This window comes from Kibdelosporangium phytohabitans (genome assembly GCF_001302585.1).
In the GTDB taxonomy this organism is placed as follows: domain Bacteria; phylum Actinomycetota; class Actinomycetes; order Mycobacteriales; family Pseudonocardiaceae; genus Kibdelosporangium; species Kibdelosporangium phytohabitans.
The window spans coordinates 8,467,873-8,481,451 of record NZ_CP012752.1 but is presented as its reverse complement, the minus strand read 5'-3'; the positions used below and the strand labels follow the sequence as shown (position 1 = coordinate 8,481,451).

The following is a 13,579-nucleotide window of genomic DNA, read 5'->3' as shown; positions in this document are numbered from 1 at the left end:
GGCCACGTCGGCCTAGGTTTCCGTTCGTGGAAGATGTCGTTGTCGATGTCGCCGACAGTGAGCTCGCTGACGTGCGTGCACGGCTGGACCGGACCCGGCTTCCCGAGCCGGAAACCGCGCCCGGCGACACACAAGGACTTGGTCTGCGGCAGCTGTCGGCTTTGCTGGACGCGTGGCGAGAGCACGACTGGCGCGCAAGGCAAGCCCAGTGGAACGCGATCCCGCAGTACCGGGTACGCCTCGACGGGCTGCGTATCGCGTTCTGGCACGTACGCTCGCCCGAACCCACGGCGTTGCCGCTGCTGCTGACACACGGCTGGCCCGGTTCGGTGCTGGAGTTCGAGAACCCGCTCGGGCCGCTCACCGATCCGGTCGCCCACGGCGGTTCCGCACGGGACGCCTTCCACGTGGTCGTCCCGTCGTTGCCTGGCTTCGGTTTCAGCGACCGGCCGGACGAACAGGGCTGGCATCCCGGTCGCACCGCGGGGGCATGGGCCGAGCTGATGACACTGCTCGGCTACGACCGGTTCGGTGCGCACGGCGGGGAACTGGGGCGCTTGCGTGAGCACGGAGCTGGCTCGTGTCGTTCCGGAGCGGGTCGTGGGCCTGCACCTGACCATGCCGCTCGCGTCACCGCTGCCGGCGGACCGGATCTCTCCGGATCCGGCGGAACAGCGCGTGCTGGCCAAGCGTGACCTGCACCTGATGGACGGCTACGGCTTCGGGATGCTGATGGGCACGCGCCCGCAGACGATCGGCTACTCGCTGCTCGACTCGCCCGCCGGTCTGGCCGCGTGGCTCGGCGAGAAGTTCGCCGCCTACTCCGACGGTCTCAGCGTGGCGCAGCGAGTGGACAACATCGCGCTGTACTGGCTGACCGGGACGGGCGCGTCCAGCTCCCGGTGGTACTGGGAGGCGATGCGGTGGATGCCGCGCACCGCCGAGGACGAGAACGCGCAGCCAGTCACCGTGCCCACCGCTTGTTCGCTGTTCCCGGCTGATCCGTGGCCGACCGCGCGCCGCTGGGCCGAGCGCCGCTACCTCGATCTCCGGTCGTGGCACGAACTGGACCGCGGCGGGCATTTCCCCGGCCTGGAACAGCCGGATCTCCTGGTTTCCGAGATCAGGGACGCGTTCCGCGCTCTCGCCGCGCAACCTCGTGGCAGGTCCGCCTGGACTGTCCACCCAGGACATTCGCCGGGACCGGCCCGCAGGCTGCCGCCGGGCAACGCGGCCCGTTCCCGCATACCACGATGCCCAGTCCGCTACCGCCGCCACGAGGCTGTGTCCCGCCACCGGTCCGCTGTGGCTGAACTGTGCCGTGCCGGCCAGCGCCGTTACCGGCCTCCCCGGCGACTTCGATGTCAGGTGCCGCGTTGAGTACGGTCCGTAGCCCCGCGCGCATCGTGCCACGGCCGCACTACCGCAGGAGCGTGACCGCCCGGTCGAACGCGGAGTCGCGGTCGGCGGCGAACTCCTCCCTGGTGAAAACCGGCGTCCTGACGTGCGGCGGAATGCCGGTGCCGTCGAAGGTGCCGCCGGTGCGGGTCAGGTACTCCTCGTTGGGCAGCGTGAACGACCAGCCGTTGGGCAGCGTCCGCTCCAGCTTGTCGGAGAACACGCCCTGCGTGTTCTCGCCGATCCGCACCGGGCTCGGCGTCCGGCCGATCAGTGCCTGGGCGAACGTCTCGCCGGCGCTGAACGTCGAACCACCGGTCAGCACGGCGACCGGTCCGGTGTAGACCGCCGGCCCCGGGTGCACCCACAGCGGTTGGCGGCGGCTGTCGTTGCGGACCTGCTTGGTGTACGCCAGGTACGGGCGGCCGGTCAGGCGGCGCGCGATCTGGACGCCGAGCGGGTCGTCACCGCCGCCGTTGATCCGGACATCGATGATCAGCCCACGAAGTGCCCGCGGTCCAGTGGTTTTGCCCGTGGGAAGGACAGCGTCCAGCGCCCGGTCGAGTTCCGCTGCGTCAGCGGCGAAGCCCTTGCCGGTGTATCCGGTGAACGCGATCAGCCGCAGGTACCCGATGCGCCCGGGGAGTTCCGCGTAGCCGATCCGGCCGCGCCCGAACTCCCGCAACGGCGTGCCACCGAGGTCACGCCGCACGATGAACGACCGCACCTCGCGTTCCTCGTCCGGTGTCGGCAACGTCGTGCCCGGCCGCAGCGCAACGAATGACCGCTCGCCGCCGCGCAGCATGACGTGTGCGTCCCCGAGCGGCCGGACCATCGCGGCGAGCACGTCGAAGAACTGGTCGTCGGTCGTGTCCTGGCTGACTTTCGGCCGGTACTGGTCGCGGACAGCCAGCCAGTCCACGTTCTTGGCTGCGAAGAACGGGTAGTTCTCCGCGAAGGTCGTCCAGAACACGTCGAATGCCGTGAGCCGGTCGGTGGGAGCGGGCCGTCGGCACTGCGCCGGGAGGGCGGGCAGCCGCCGCAGGTGCCGTTCGCCGACCGAGCTGTCGATCTGTTGCGTCGCGCGTTGCCCGCGCCGGTCGGCGCGCAGGGTGAACTCGAAGTCCTTGTTCGCGAACCGGTCCGGGCCGGTCTGCGCCGAATCCAGGCCCTTCACGCAGCTGATCCGCGTGATCTCGTACGACTGCGCGTGGCCGTCGGCGACCTCGGTGACCAAGCCGTAGCCGTCGGTCAGCCACACGCCGTCCACCCGGCTCGTACTGCCCGCCCAGGCCGGTACAGCGCTGGTCAGGAGGCACAACGCGGCACCGGCCGCGATCAGTCGTGTGGCGTTGATCGTCATACGCCGGAGTCTGCTGACCGCCCGCGCACCGGGGAACCGGGCGACCCCCAGTGCGGGCCCGGGGGCTGGCCCCCAGGCCTAGACGTTGAACCCGCTGATCTCGACGTGCGGCCGCCGTGCACCCTGGTACGACGCGTGCAGCGTGACGGACTCGCCCGGCCACAGCGTCACGTAGTTGTCCGACCAGCTGACCGGCAGGACCTGCGCGCCACCGGGAGCCGTGCGCAGATCAGCCCGGACGGACAGCGCGACCGTCGAAGAATCGTTGCGCAGCACCACATCCAAGCCGTCACGCTGGTAGGTGACCGACTTGCTCACCTGTGCCGGTGGCAGGTTCTGCAGGCCCGTGAGGTCGGCGTGCGCGGTGGTGGGCGTGTACCACCACGTGGACTTCGGAAAATCGAGCACATCGTCCGACGTGGACAACCAGTAGATGTTGCGGTCCACCTCACGGCCCGCGGCGTCCTGCAGCAGCAACCGCACCAGATACGTCCCTGACACGTCCGGCTTGGGCACGTCCAGCACTCGCCGGGCGGTGTTGGCGTCTGCCGTGACGGCAGCGGACTTGTCCGATATCACACGGCCGTCCAGCGCGAAGGCCGTGGCGCGCACGGTGAGACCTGGCACCGCGGCGAGGCCCGTGTTGGCGAGGACCACCGACCGGTCGTCGTACGAGTACTGGACGTGCAAGGGCCGCAACGCTTTCTTGGCGCCGAAGAACGAACCCGCCGACGCCAGGTCGTAGCTCCACAAGTGCCAGTAGAGCGTGGGCCACGCGTTGTTGACCATCCAGTAGATCACGCCAGTCGCGGGGTTGACCGGGTCGGCGAAGTCCCGGCCGTACGCCTCGAACTGGGCGCGGTTGGCCTCGTAGTTGGCCAACTGGGCCTTGCGCAGGAAGTCGCGCAAGTCCTTCGGCGCGCCGTAGCGCTGCGTGAGAGCAGCCGAGAACACGGTCAGCTTGGCGAACACTTCCTTCTTGGCAAGGTGGTACTGCGGCTTGTCCGGGTCGCGCCACAGGTCGTCGATCTCCTGCGGCGACAGGTAACGCGACAACGTGTCCAGCTCCGGGATGGCGGGGCCGGAGCCGACCTCGGAGGCGAACCCGGCGGCGCCACCGAGTTTGTCCTGGTACCAGTAGTTCGGCGGGATCCACCAGTACGGCCCGTCCATCTTCATCCCGGACTTGCCGAGCACAGGCGTGGTCTTCGCGGCGGCGGACGGGATGATCGGCGCCGGGAAGTCCGCGCCTCGCAACGCGTCCAGGTAGGCCTGTTCGACGCGGGCGGTCGCCGCGTTGTCGCTGCCGATGAGGAAACCGAGCACACTGGGGTGGTTGACCATCCGCTTGGCCTCGGCAGATGTGGACTCACCGGCGACGCGGTAGTCCTCATCGGTCCACCCGCTGTACTTCTCCCACTTCGTGCAGCACTCCCAGCCGGGGAGCAGCATGATGCCCAGCCGGTCGGCGAGTTCGAACAGTTCGTGGTCCTCCTGCTTGCCCTCCAGGCGGAGGGTGTTCAGGCCGAGGTCACGGGCGTGCCGGAGTTCGGCGGCGAGCCGGTCGGGCTGGGCGCGCAGGTAGAGGTCCGAGGCCCAGCCGCCGCCGCGGACACCGAATGGCTTGCCGTTGACGTAGAACTGCCGTGCGCCCGTGGAGTTCAGCTCGGACCGGACGTCACGGATGCCGAAGCTGCTTTCCGCGCGGTCGGACAAGCCGTGCGAGGTCCACGCGGTGAGGTCGAGCCGGTGCAGCGGCTGGTCGCCGAACTGCGCGGGCCACCACAGCTTCGGTTCGTGCACGGTGATGGCGGGGAAGGTGACGGTTTGCGTGTGCCGTGGCGCGAGCGAAACTATGTGGTACAGCGGACGATTGCTCGCGCTGCCGGTCAGTACGGTGGTGACTGGGTGCTCGGTGTTGTTGCGCAGTTCGGCTTTGACCGTGAGCGTCGCGGACCGTAGACCTGGCAGATCCAGCGCGGTCAGCACACGGGCGTCGGACACCGAGACCGGGCCGGTGGTGGCCACTCGGACGTCACGCCAGACGCCCATGTTGTTGTCCGGAGCGGGTGGGCTCCAGTCCAGGAAGCTGACCGTGAGGTCGCGGAACGGGTCAGCGGGCATCGCCTTGATCGCGATCGCGTTGCGGCCGTGCTTGAGCAGAGCGGTGACGTCGAACTCGTACCGCGGATAGGCACCGGCGACGCGGTCCGTGCCCGCGATCATCGTGCCGTTGACCCAGAGTTCACCGCGTGCGATGACGCCGCCGGTCAACCGCAGGAACGTGTGCCTGCCCGGTACGGGTGCCGCCGCGAACTCGTGCCGGTACCACCAGGGGACGGCGAAATCGACGGGGTTGACCGCGTCGCGCAGGGTGGTCGAGTAGTTCAGGTCCGGGTACTTCCGGTTGACGACCAGCCCGGCCATCACCGTCGACCTCGCGGGGACCGCGTACCAGGACCGGTCACCGAATCTCGCACCGGAAACCTCAGCCCCACCCTGCGTAGCCACGGCAGAAGACTGCATCCGCCACCCCGGCACCGTCATGACCTTGCCGGGCACCAGCGGCACAACGGGCACGTGGTCCGCTCCGGCGGCAGGCGGTACAGCGAGGAGGGACAGTGCCAGCACGGCGGTGAGCAGGCGTCCGATCATGCAACGCACTGTGCCGGGGTGAAGAAGTTTCGGCAAGACTCCTAACGAAGTAAATTCATAACCAGGTGCGTGCACGTGCCTGCACCGGGATCATCGACGGATGCGCACCGAACCCGACGTCACCTCCGAAGTACGGGATCGGCTGCGCCGCGTGTTCTTCTGGCACAGCGACCGCACGGACGAGAGCTGGTACGCCGACATGACGAGCTGGTGGCGCAGCCCCACGCTGCTGCGCTCGCTCGGCCCGGCTCTCGCCTCGCTGTTCCGCGACGGGCAGCCGACAGTCGTGCTCGGCGTCGAGTCCAGCGGTTGCCTACTGGGTCCCCTCGTCGCGGTCGACCTCGGCATCGGCTTCGTCGAAGTGCGCAAACGCCGGGAGCAAGTGGTCGACAGCGACGCATGGCGCGAACGGCGAAGCCCGCCCGACTACAGCAACCGTCACCGGACTCTTGCTTTCCGCAAACGCCTGGTGGGTCCCGCGGATCGGGTGCTCGTTGTTGACGACTGGATCACCACGGGTGGGCAGGTATCCGGTGTCCGGTCGCTTGTGCACGATGCTGAAGCTACTTGGCTTGGCGCTGCCGTGGTTGTGGATGCTTTGATGAGCAACGAGACGCGTCGTCTGTTGGGCGTCAGGTCTTTGCTGCATATTCGGGATCTTTGATTTTTTGCACGGAATGGGACTTTTCCCTCGCCGAGGGGCTGACCTCTGGGCAGGAGGGGTTGTCGGTGTCCTTCGTTTCCCGTGCTCTGGATCCTTTCTGGGTGTTGTTGGATGCGTGGGCGCTCCTTGCGCTTGCGCCCTTGCCGCTGGGGCTTGGCCTGTGCTTGCCGTTGTGGCTGGTTTGCGCGCGAGTCGTTTGGGACCGGTTCTGGGCTTGTGCGCTCGGCATTGTGGGTTGGCCTGCGCTTGCGGGCCGTTGGTTGGGTGTTTTCCCGGCTGTTGTGGTGGTGCTGTTCTCTGTGGTGCACCTTTGTGTGGTGCGTGGTTCGCGGTGGTGGGGGTGTCAGCCGGTCGGCTCACTGTCGGGGCTCAGGCCGGTCACGGCTATCTCGAACAGTCTGTGGGCCTCGGCTGCTGGGTCTGGGTAGTGCTCCGTGGCCAGGACGATGCCGACGACGAGTGTGATCAGGTCCGTCACGGTGACGCCTGTCGTCACCGACCCGTCCTGCACGGCGCGGTGCAGGAGGGGGCTTGCTGCCTCTTCCATGGCTGCCGAGCAGGAATTCTCGTGTACGTTCCCGATTTCTGCGCCGTCGTAGGCCAGCACTGCTGCGAAGCCCCGGGCTTTCACGCAGTAGGTGACGAGTTCGCTCAGCCATTGCAGCAACGCGGCTCGGCTGTCGTCCTTGGCTGCCAGGTCCTGGGCGCGGGCTGTCAGGGCCTCTATTCGTTCCTTCGACACCGCTTCCAGCAGTGCGCGGCGGGTTGGGAAGTGGCGGCGCACCGTCGCTGAGCCGACTCCCGCTACGCGTGCGATCTGTTCCAGTGACGCCGCCGCGCCGTGGGCGGCGACTTCTTCCGCGGCCACGGCGAGGATGAGTTCGTAGTTGCGGCGTGCGTCTGCGCGCTGCCGGTCAGCCATGGCGTCACCTCGGGGGTTGCTAAGTGGCGGGGCCCGCCATATTGTAGCTCCCGGTAAACGGCGGACCCCGCCACTTAGTTGAGGAGTTGTCATGTCCCCAGATTCCGCGCCTGTTCTGGTCACCGGTGCCACCGGTCGGCAGGGTGGCGCCACCGTTCGTGCGTTGCGGGCCGCGGGTGTGCCTGTTCGTGCCCTTGTGCGTGATCCGGCCAAGGCTGAGTCTCTCGGCGTTGAGCTGGTCAAGGGTGACCTGCACGATCGCGATTCGGTGATCCGGGCCGCCGAGGGTGTCCGTGCGGTCTTCTCTGTCCAGATGCCCGGGGTGTCACGGGATGGCTTCGACTTCGACGGTGAGGTGGCTCAGGGCGTGAACCTCATCGAGGGGGCGAGGGTTGCTGGGGTGCCGCAGTTCGTGCACACGTCCGTTTCCGGGGCGGGTCAGCACAGTGGCGCGCCGGGGTGGGCTGAGGGGCGCTGGCCGGAGATGGCGCCGACGCTCAACGCCAAGAAGGCCATCCAGGACCACCTCCGTGCCGCCGGCTTCCCGCGGTGGACACTGCTCAAGCCGGGCTTCTTCATGGAGAACTTCCTGCCGTCCATGGCCTTCCTGTTTCCCCGCGGCGTCGAGGGCGGGCTGGTGAGCGTCGTGAAACCGGACACCCGGCTGTCCGTGGTCGCGGTCGAGGACATCGGCACCGCCGCTGCGGCCGCCATCGCCGAGCCGGACCGGTTCCACGGGATCGAGCTGGAACTCGCCGGTGACTACCTGCCGATGACCGAGATCGCCGAAATCCTGTCCCGCGCCCTGGGCGCGCGGTTGTCCGCGCCGGACATGACCGAGCAGGAGGCCCTCGCCGCCGGGATGCCGCCGATGGGCGCCAGCCACGAGTGGCTCAACGTCGTCGGGCAACCCGCTCGCCCGCGGTACGCGGCAGACCTCGGCCTCCCGCTCACCAGCTTCGAGCAGTGGGCGCAGCGGTCCCTGCGCGGCTGACGACCGGTCAGGAATCGAGAAGCACCGGTCGGCGCGCCGCGCCTAACGTCGGAGCCATGACCTCCATCGACGCGATCACCATCGAGGTGGCCGACCTCCCGGCCGCCCAACGCTTCCACGCCGCCGCCTTGGGGCTGGGCGCCCGGTTGGGCCTGCGGGAGTCGCGGGAACCGAGCAGCGGTTTCCGCGGATTCACCCTGTCGCTCGTCGTCTCCCAACCGGCTGACGTCAACGGGTTGTTCGCCTCCGCGCTCAAAGCCGGGGCGACGGCTCTCAAGCCCGCCGCGAAGTCGCTGTGGGGCTACGGCGGCGTCGTCCAGGCCCCGGACGGCACGATCTGGCAGATCGTGACCTCCACCAAGAAGGACACCGGCCCCGCCACCGGCGAGATCGACTCCGTCGTGCTCCTGCTCGGCGTCGACGACGTGGCCGCCAGCAAGCAGTTCTACACCGGCCAGGGATTCGGCGTCGCCAAGAGCTTCGGCCGGATGTACGTCGAGTTCGCCGCCGAGTCGAGCCTGTTCAAGCTGTCGCTGTACCGGCGCAAAGCACTGGCCAAGGTGGCCGGTGTCACGCCGGACGGCGCAGGATCACACCGGATCGTGCTCGGCGGCGTCACGGCGACCTGCACCGACCCGGACGGGTTCGCCTGGGAACCCGCCACGGCGACGGCGAAGTCCTGATGTGCCGCCACCGCGTGCCCCCGCAAGCCCTATCGCTCGTTGCGGTAGTCGCTCGGTCTGGTGCCACGCAACCGCTTGAAGGCCACGCTCAAAGCGAAAGCATTGGCGTAACCCACCTTTCGGGCGATCGTGCTCACGGTCTGGTTCGTCCGCCGGAGGAGGTCGGCGGCGAGGGTGATGCGCCAGCCCGTGAGGTAGGCCATCGGTGACTCGCCCACCAGCGCGGTGAACCGACGAGCGAGCCCGGCCCGCGACACACCCACCTTGGCGGCGAGGTCCGCCACTGTCCACGCGTGCGCCGGGTTGTCGTGCAGCAGGCGCAACGCCCGGCCCACCAGCGGATCGTCCATCGCGCGGCACCACGCCGGAGCGTCGGTGTCCGGGGCGTCGAACCAGCTGCGCAGCGCTGACACCAGCATCAGATCCAGCAGCCGGTCCAGCACCAGCTGCTGTCCCGGGCGGTCGCGGGCGATCTCCTCCGCCACCGTCTCCACCGACGGGTATGGGCTGTCGGCGGCCGGGACCACCAGCACCGCCGGCAAGGCGTGCAGCAGGCGTTCGCTGAGATCTCCCCGGCGTTCGAACGCCCCGCTCACCAGCACCGAGGCGCCCTTCGCCGGCGTTCCGCAGGTATCCACGCAGTAGTCGTCGCTGGTTATCACGCGGGTGGGCGCGGTCGTGGGGTCGTCGGCCACTGTGTACGGCACGTCGCCGCGGACAACGGCGATGTCACCGCGTCCGATGCGGACCGGCTCGTGATCGTCGGGGACGATCCACACGTGGCCCTGCAGCGGCATTGCCAGCGTCAGCGGGGCGCCGCTCGACATCCGCAGGGCCCACGGCGGGCTCACGACCGCCTGCTGGAACACCGCGCCATGCGCGCGTACGTCCGCCAACAGCTCCGACACGGCGTCCATGACCCCAGTTTAGACGCACAGGCATCAAGCGGAGCTTCCCAGCCATGGATCGTCTCGATTCGCGCCGGTTGACTGGGGGCATGTCAGAACAACCGATTCTTGTCACGGGGGCGACCGGCAAGTCCGGCAGCCGTGTCGTCCGCCAGTTGCGGGCCAAAGGGCTGCCGGTACGCGCGGCGGCACGAACCGGCGAACACGTCTTCGACTGGAACGACTCCGGCACCTGGGACGCGGCACTGGCGGGCGCGCAGTCCGTCTACATCGTGCAGCTGGACGGCACGAGACTGGTTCGCCCGTTCGTCGAGCGGGCCGTGCGGCACGGGGTACGCAGGCTGGTGCTGGCGTCCGGCCGGGGCATCGACAACCCGGACTACGCCAAGGACCCCACCGGGATGGCGGCGGCCATGGCCGACAGCGAGGCCGCGGTCCGGCAGAGCGGTCTGGAGTGGACGATCAGCAGGCCGGGGTGGTTCGCGCAGAACTTCAACGAGGGGTTCTTCGCCGACGCCATCCGCGCCGGCGAGTTGCGGCTCCCCGGCGGTGACGGCGCCGCGTCCTTCGTCGACGCGCAGGACATCGCCGCGGTGGTCGTCGCCGCCCTGACCGAAGACCGGCACTCGGGCCAGATCTACGAACTGTCCGGCCCGCGCGCGGTGACGCTGGCCGAAGCGGTCGCCACGATCGCCGAAGCCAGTGGCCGCGCGATCCGCTACGTCCCGTTGCCGGTGGACGAGTACGTCGCCGAACTCGTGCAGCAGGGGCTGCCGCCGGTGGAAGCCGAGGCGTTCGCCGAGATCATCATCGCACTGCGGGACGGCAAGGACGAGCACGTGTCCGACGGTGTACCCCGTGCACTCGGCCGTCCCGCCCGGACGTTCGCCGAGTTCGCCGAGTCCACTGCCGCTGAAGGTGGCTGGCAGGCCTGACACGGGTGCGGGGCTCCCGCCGGGAGCCCCGCACCCGTTGTGCGTCAGGCGATCGGTTCGATCCAGATGTTGCGGTACCTGGGGTTCTCGCCGGGGTCGCCGTGGTCCTGCAGGCGGATGGAGCCCGGTGCGGTGTTCTCCGGGTCGCCCGCGCCCGTCGGGCCGTTGATCTCGACGTTGTTGTGGATTGTCCTGCCGTTCCACACGACGGTCACACGGGCGTTGTCAGTCTTGTTGCCGGACGAGTCGAAACGGGCCGCCCGGAACGTGACGTCGTAGGTCTGCCAGGTCAACGGCGCAGTCGCTGCGTTGATGTCCGGCGCTTTCTTCTGGTAGATCGCGCCTGCCTCGTCGTTGGCGAGCGTGGTGTCGCCGAACGAGTCCAGCACTTGCAGTTCGTAGCGGTCCTGCAGGTAGATGCCGCTGTTGCCGCGGGCCTGGCCGGTCACGTTCGACGGGTACCGCGGTTCGTACCATTCGACGTGCAGCTTGAAGTCGCCGAACTTCTGCTTGGTCCGGATGTCCCCGCCGAGGGTTTCCGTCGAGCCACCGGCGACCGGCCACGGAGCCGTCCCGCCTGAGCGCAGTTCCCACGCGTTCAGGTTGCTGCCGTTGAACAACTGGATCCGCTGGGCCGCGGTGACCGTGATGTTGTCGAAGTTGACGTTGCCGATGTCGCCGTCGTCGAACTTGTACGCGATCGAGTTGGCGCCGGCTTTGAGCGTCAACGCCTCCGGCTGGGACGCCCAGTTATCCCACGTGACCGTGCTGGCCAGGCGGGTTTGCCGGACTTTCGCCCCGTTGACGTGGACGCTGACGGTCTTGGCGCCGGGACTCGGATCCGGGCCGTTGGAGTAACGCAGGGCGACGTTGTACGACCCGGCCGTTGGTGCGTTCACGGAGAACGTCGTGCCGGCACCCTTGTTCCAGTAGCCGTCGACGAAACCGGTGCCCTCGTAGCCTGTGTGGTTGGTGTTGACGCCCGCGCCACCGCTCAACGTGGCTCGCTCGGCCTCGTAGGTCACGCTGGCCGCTGGGCCGCCGACCAAGGAGTTGAGCGTGTACCACGCCTGGGTGCTCCACAACGTCGTGCCGGACGCCGAGGTGAACGGCCGCGGCGAACGGACGTGCACCACGCGTCCCGCCTGCAAACCCTTGATCTGCAAGGTGACCTTCTTGCGGTCGGCGGACACCGACGCGCTCGTCACGCCGAGCGTCTGCTCGTCGATCTTCGGGCCGCCGTACGCGGGCGTCGGCTTGTAACGCCACTGCGACACCCGGTACTTCGCCGCGAGGTTCTGCACGGTCTCGGCCGACAAGGGCTGCGTGTACTCGAATTCGAACCCGCCCTGGACGGCGCGCATCGCCAGGATGTCGAACGTGCTGGTGCCGTTGGGCGTCAGCTTCTGCAGGCCGTAGGCCAGTTTGCCCGGCTGGCCCCAGTTCCCGCCGCCGTCGATGCCGCCGGTGTAGATCGCGCCGTCCGGACCGAGGCTGATCCGGCTGACACCCGACTCGAGACCTTGGGTCATCCGGAAGACAGCGCCCTGGTACTCGCCGTTGACCTTCTCCAGGAACGCGCGCTGGATGCCGCCGTAGGTGACGTCGCCGTAGACCATCTGCCCGGCGAACGGACCGGTCGTCAGCGTGATCGGGTTGCTCGGCGAGTTGGCGATCTCGTTGTGCGGCAACCACAGCACGGGTTCGGTGACCGGTTGCGCGTCGTACGGGCCCGCCGGGTTCATGTAGTGGTTGAAGAACCGGTCCTGCTTGACCCGCACGAGCTTGTTCGCGGGCAGCCAGCCGCCCTGGTTGTCGGTGACGAAGATGTCGCCTTCCGGGCCCCAGCCGATGCCGTGCGGCGTCCGCAGGCCGCCCGCGACGTACGACACCTGCCCGGTGGCCTTGTTCACCTTGATGGTGGTGCCGCGGTTGGGCGCGGGCTGCGGGTCGGTCGTTGCGCCGCCGTAGTTGATCGACACCGACAGGTTGGCGTAGAAGTGGCCGTCCTCGTACAGCAGGCCGAACGCGAACTCGTGGAAGTTGCCGCCGAACGGCCACGTGGCAACGGTCCGGTAGTCGTCGGTGACCCCGTCGCCGTTCGTGTCGTTCAGCTCGACCAACCGCGTCTTCTCGGAGACGTACAGCTTGCCGTCGACGTACTTGATCCCCATCGGCTCTTTCAAGCCGCTCGCGACGCGCTGCGCCTGGACCCGTGACGGGTCCGTGTTGCCCGCGACGTTGCTCATCAGGTAGACCTCGCCGAGCACGTTGTTCGAGCCGCCCCACGTGGCGATCGCGAGCCTGCCGTCGGGCAGCCAGTCCATGCCGGTGACCTGTGGCTGGAAACCGTTGGGGCGCAGGCTGGTCAGCGTGTAGCCGGGGTGTACGGAGGTCAACGGCAGGCCGTCGCCGGGTGAGTCGGCGACGCCTTCGCACTCCTTGCGTCCCGGTGACGTCACCCGCACGACGTCGGCGTCGGTGCTGAGCACCGAGTTCGGCACGACGACGAACGCCGGCGCGTTCGGGGGCTGCCACTCCAGCGTGATCTGCTGGTCGTAGAGGTTGTCGAAGTGCTCGATCCGCAGCGAGTGGTAGCCGGTGCCGAGCTGGACCGAACCGGTGACCGGCGTGGCGCCGTGCAACCCGTCGTGGTTGATCACGAGCTGGTTGTCGATGCTCAGCCGCGACCCGTCGTCGCTGGTCAGCCGGAACTGGTACGTGCCAGCGGCGGCGACGTCGATGTTGCCGGTCACCTCCGACACGAACCGGTCGTTGACCCCGAAGTCGGCCGTGCCCGACCAGTCGATCACGGGCATGAGCTTGTCGACGTTGGGGGTCTGCCCGGCCTTGACGGTGCAGAGCTTGTCGAGGTCGGTCTGGATGTCGAACACACGAAGGGTGACGCCTGGCTGCTGCGGCGGGATCGCCGCGTGCGCGGGGACGGTCACGATGGCGGACAGGAACGTGAACAGGACGACCGCGGCGACGAGCGACTGGCGGCATCGTTCGTGGACAGCTAGAAGCATCTTTGCTCCTTGCGGACAGAGGCAGGGT

11 protein-coding genes are annotated in these 13,579 nt (G+C 68.4%); 6 read left to right on the top strand and 5 right to left on the bottom strand.

What is annotated here, in order from left to right; genetic code table 11:
• Window positions 1-26: 26 nt before the first annotated feature.
• Window positions 27-695: an epoxide hydrolase family protein gene (locus tag AOZ06_RS61785; RefSeq protein ID WP_335338315.1), complete on the top strand. Its 669-nt coding sequence runs from the start codon at window positions 27-29 to the stop codon at window positions 693-695.
• Window positions 601-1,380 carry an alpha/beta fold hydrolase gene (locus AOZ06_RS61780; protein WP_335338314.1) on the top strand — a complete coding sequence of 260 codons (780 nt, stop codon included), beginning with the start codon at window positions 601-603 and terminating at the stop codon, window positions 1,378-1,380. Before AOZ06_RS61785 ends, AOZ06_RS61780 begins: the two co-directional genes overlap by 95 nt.
• Window positions 1,381-1,420: 40 nt before the next feature.
• Here AOZ06_RS61780 and AOZ06_RS38315 read toward each other — a convergent pair whose 3' ends face one another.
• Complete coding sequence (locus tag AOZ06_RS38315) at window positions 1,421-2,761, bottom strand: S41 family peptidase (protein ID WP_054293846.1); 1,341 nt, start codon at window positions 2,759-2,761, stop codon at window positions 1,421-1,423.
• Window positions 2,762-2,839: 78 nt separating this feature from the next.
• A complete protein-coding gene (locus tag AOZ06_RS38310) occupies window positions 2,840-5,416 on the bottom strand; it encodes a glycoside hydrolase family 2 protein (protein WP_054293845.1) in 2,577 nt (858 codons plus the stop codon).
• A gap of 100 nt (window positions 5,417-5,516) precedes the next feature.
• Here AOZ06_RS38310 and AOZ06_RS38305 point away from each other — a divergent pair, with 100 nt between their 5' ends.
• Window positions 5,517-6,080 (top strand): phosphoribosyltransferase family protein, encoded by a 564-nt coding sequence (locus tag AOZ06_RS38305; RefSeq protein ID WP_054293844.1) that lies wholly within the window; start codon window positions 5,517-5,519, stop codon window positions 6,078-6,080.
• Between the two features lie 343 nt (window positions 6,081-6,423).
• On the opposite strand, the gene AOZ06_RS38300 is transcribed toward AOZ06_RS38305, so the two are convergent.
• Window positions 6,424-7,002, bottom strand: coding sequence for a TetR/AcrR family transcriptional regulator (locus AOZ06_RS38300; RefSeq protein WP_054293843.1), 579 nt, complete (start codon window positions 7,000-7,002; stop codon window positions 6,424-6,426).
• Window positions 7,003-7,093: 91 nt separating this feature from the next.
• Between AOZ06_RS38300 and AOZ06_RS38295 the strand changes: the two genes are divergently transcribed.
• Window positions 7,094-7,996 (top strand): NmrA family NAD(P)-binding protein, encoded by a 903-nt coding sequence (locus tag AOZ06_RS38295; RefSeq protein WP_054293842.1) that lies wholly within the window; start codon window positions 7,094-7,096, stop codon window positions 7,994-7,996.
• Between the two features lie 56 nt (window positions 7,997-8,052).
• Window positions 8,053-8,679 (top strand): VOC family protein, encoded by a 627-nt coding sequence (locus tag AOZ06_RS38290; protein ID WP_054293841.1) that lies wholly within the window; start codon window positions 8,053-8,055, stop codon window positions 8,677-8,679.
• A gap of 29 nt (window positions 8,680-8,708) precedes the next feature.
• Here the strand turns inward: AOZ06_RS38290 and AOZ06_RS38285 are convergent, their stop codons facing one another.
• Window positions 8,709-9,596: an AraC family transcriptional regulator gene (locus AOZ06_RS38285; protein WP_054293840.1), complete on the bottom strand. Its 888-nt coding sequence runs from the start codon at window positions 9,594-9,596 to the stop codon at window positions 8,709-8,711.
• Window positions 9,597-9,676: 80 nt separating this feature from the next.
• Here AOZ06_RS38285 and AOZ06_RS38280 point away from each other — a divergent pair, with 80 nt between their 5' ends.
• Window positions 9,677-10,522 carry an NAD(P)H-binding protein gene (locus tag AOZ06_RS38280; protein ID WP_054293839.1) on the top strand — a complete coding sequence of 282 codons (846 nt, stop codon included), beginning with the start codon at window positions 9,677-9,679 and terminating at the stop codon, window positions 10,520-10,522.
• A gap of 44 nt (window positions 10,523-10,566) precedes the next feature.
• Here the strand turns inward: AOZ06_RS38280 and AOZ06_RS38275 are convergent, their stop codons facing one another.
• Complete coding sequence (locus AOZ06_RS38275) at window positions 10,567-13,551, bottom strand: 3-keto-alpha-glucoside-1,2-lyase-like domain-containing protein (RefSeq protein WP_054293838.1); 2,985 nt, start codon at window positions 13,549-13,551, stop codon at window positions 10,567-10,569.
• Between the last annotated feature and the right edge of the window lie 28 nt (window positions 13,552-13,579).

What these genes read in the sequence shown, in the direction of transcription:
- AOZ06_RS38315 (WP_054293846.1), bottom strand. Translation starts at nt 2,761, where the DNA reads ATGACGATCAACGCCACACGACTGATCGCGGCCGGTGCCGCGTTGTGC.
- AOZ06_RS38310 (WP_054293845.1), bottom strand. Translation starts at nt 5,416, where the DNA reads ATGATCGGACGCCTGCTCACCGCCGTGCTGGCACTGTCCCTCCTCGCT.
- AOZ06_RS38305 (WP_054293844.1), top strand. Translation starts at nt 5,517, where the DNA reads ATGCGCACCGAACCCGACGTCACCTCCGAAGTACGGGATCGGCTGCGC.
- AOZ06_RS38300 (WP_054293843.1), bottom strand. Translation starts at nt 7,002, where the DNA reads ATGGCTGACCGGCAGCGCGCAGACGCACGCCGCAACTACGAACTCATC.
- AOZ06_RS38295 (WP_054293842.1), top strand. Translation starts at nt 7,094, where the DNA reads ATGTCCCCAGATTCCGCGCCTGTTCTGGTCACCGGTGCCACCGGTCGG.
- AOZ06_RS38290 (WP_054293841.1), top strand. Translation starts at nt 8,053, where the DNA reads ATGACCTCCATCGACGCGATCACCATCGAGGTGGCCGACCTCCCGGCC.
- AOZ06_RS38285 (WP_054293840.1), bottom strand. Translation starts at nt 9,596, where the DNA reads ATGGACGCCGTGTCGGAGCTGTTGGCGGACGTACGCGCGCATGGCGCG.
- AOZ06_RS38280 (WP_054293839.1), top strand. Translation starts at nt 9,677, where the DNA reads ATGTCAGAACAACCGATTCTTGTCACGGGGGCGACCGGCAAGTCCGGC.
- AOZ06_RS38275 (WP_054293838.1), bottom strand. Translation starts at nt 13,551, where the DNA reads ATGCTTCTAGCTGTCCACGAACGATGCCGCCAGTCGCTCGTCGCCGCG.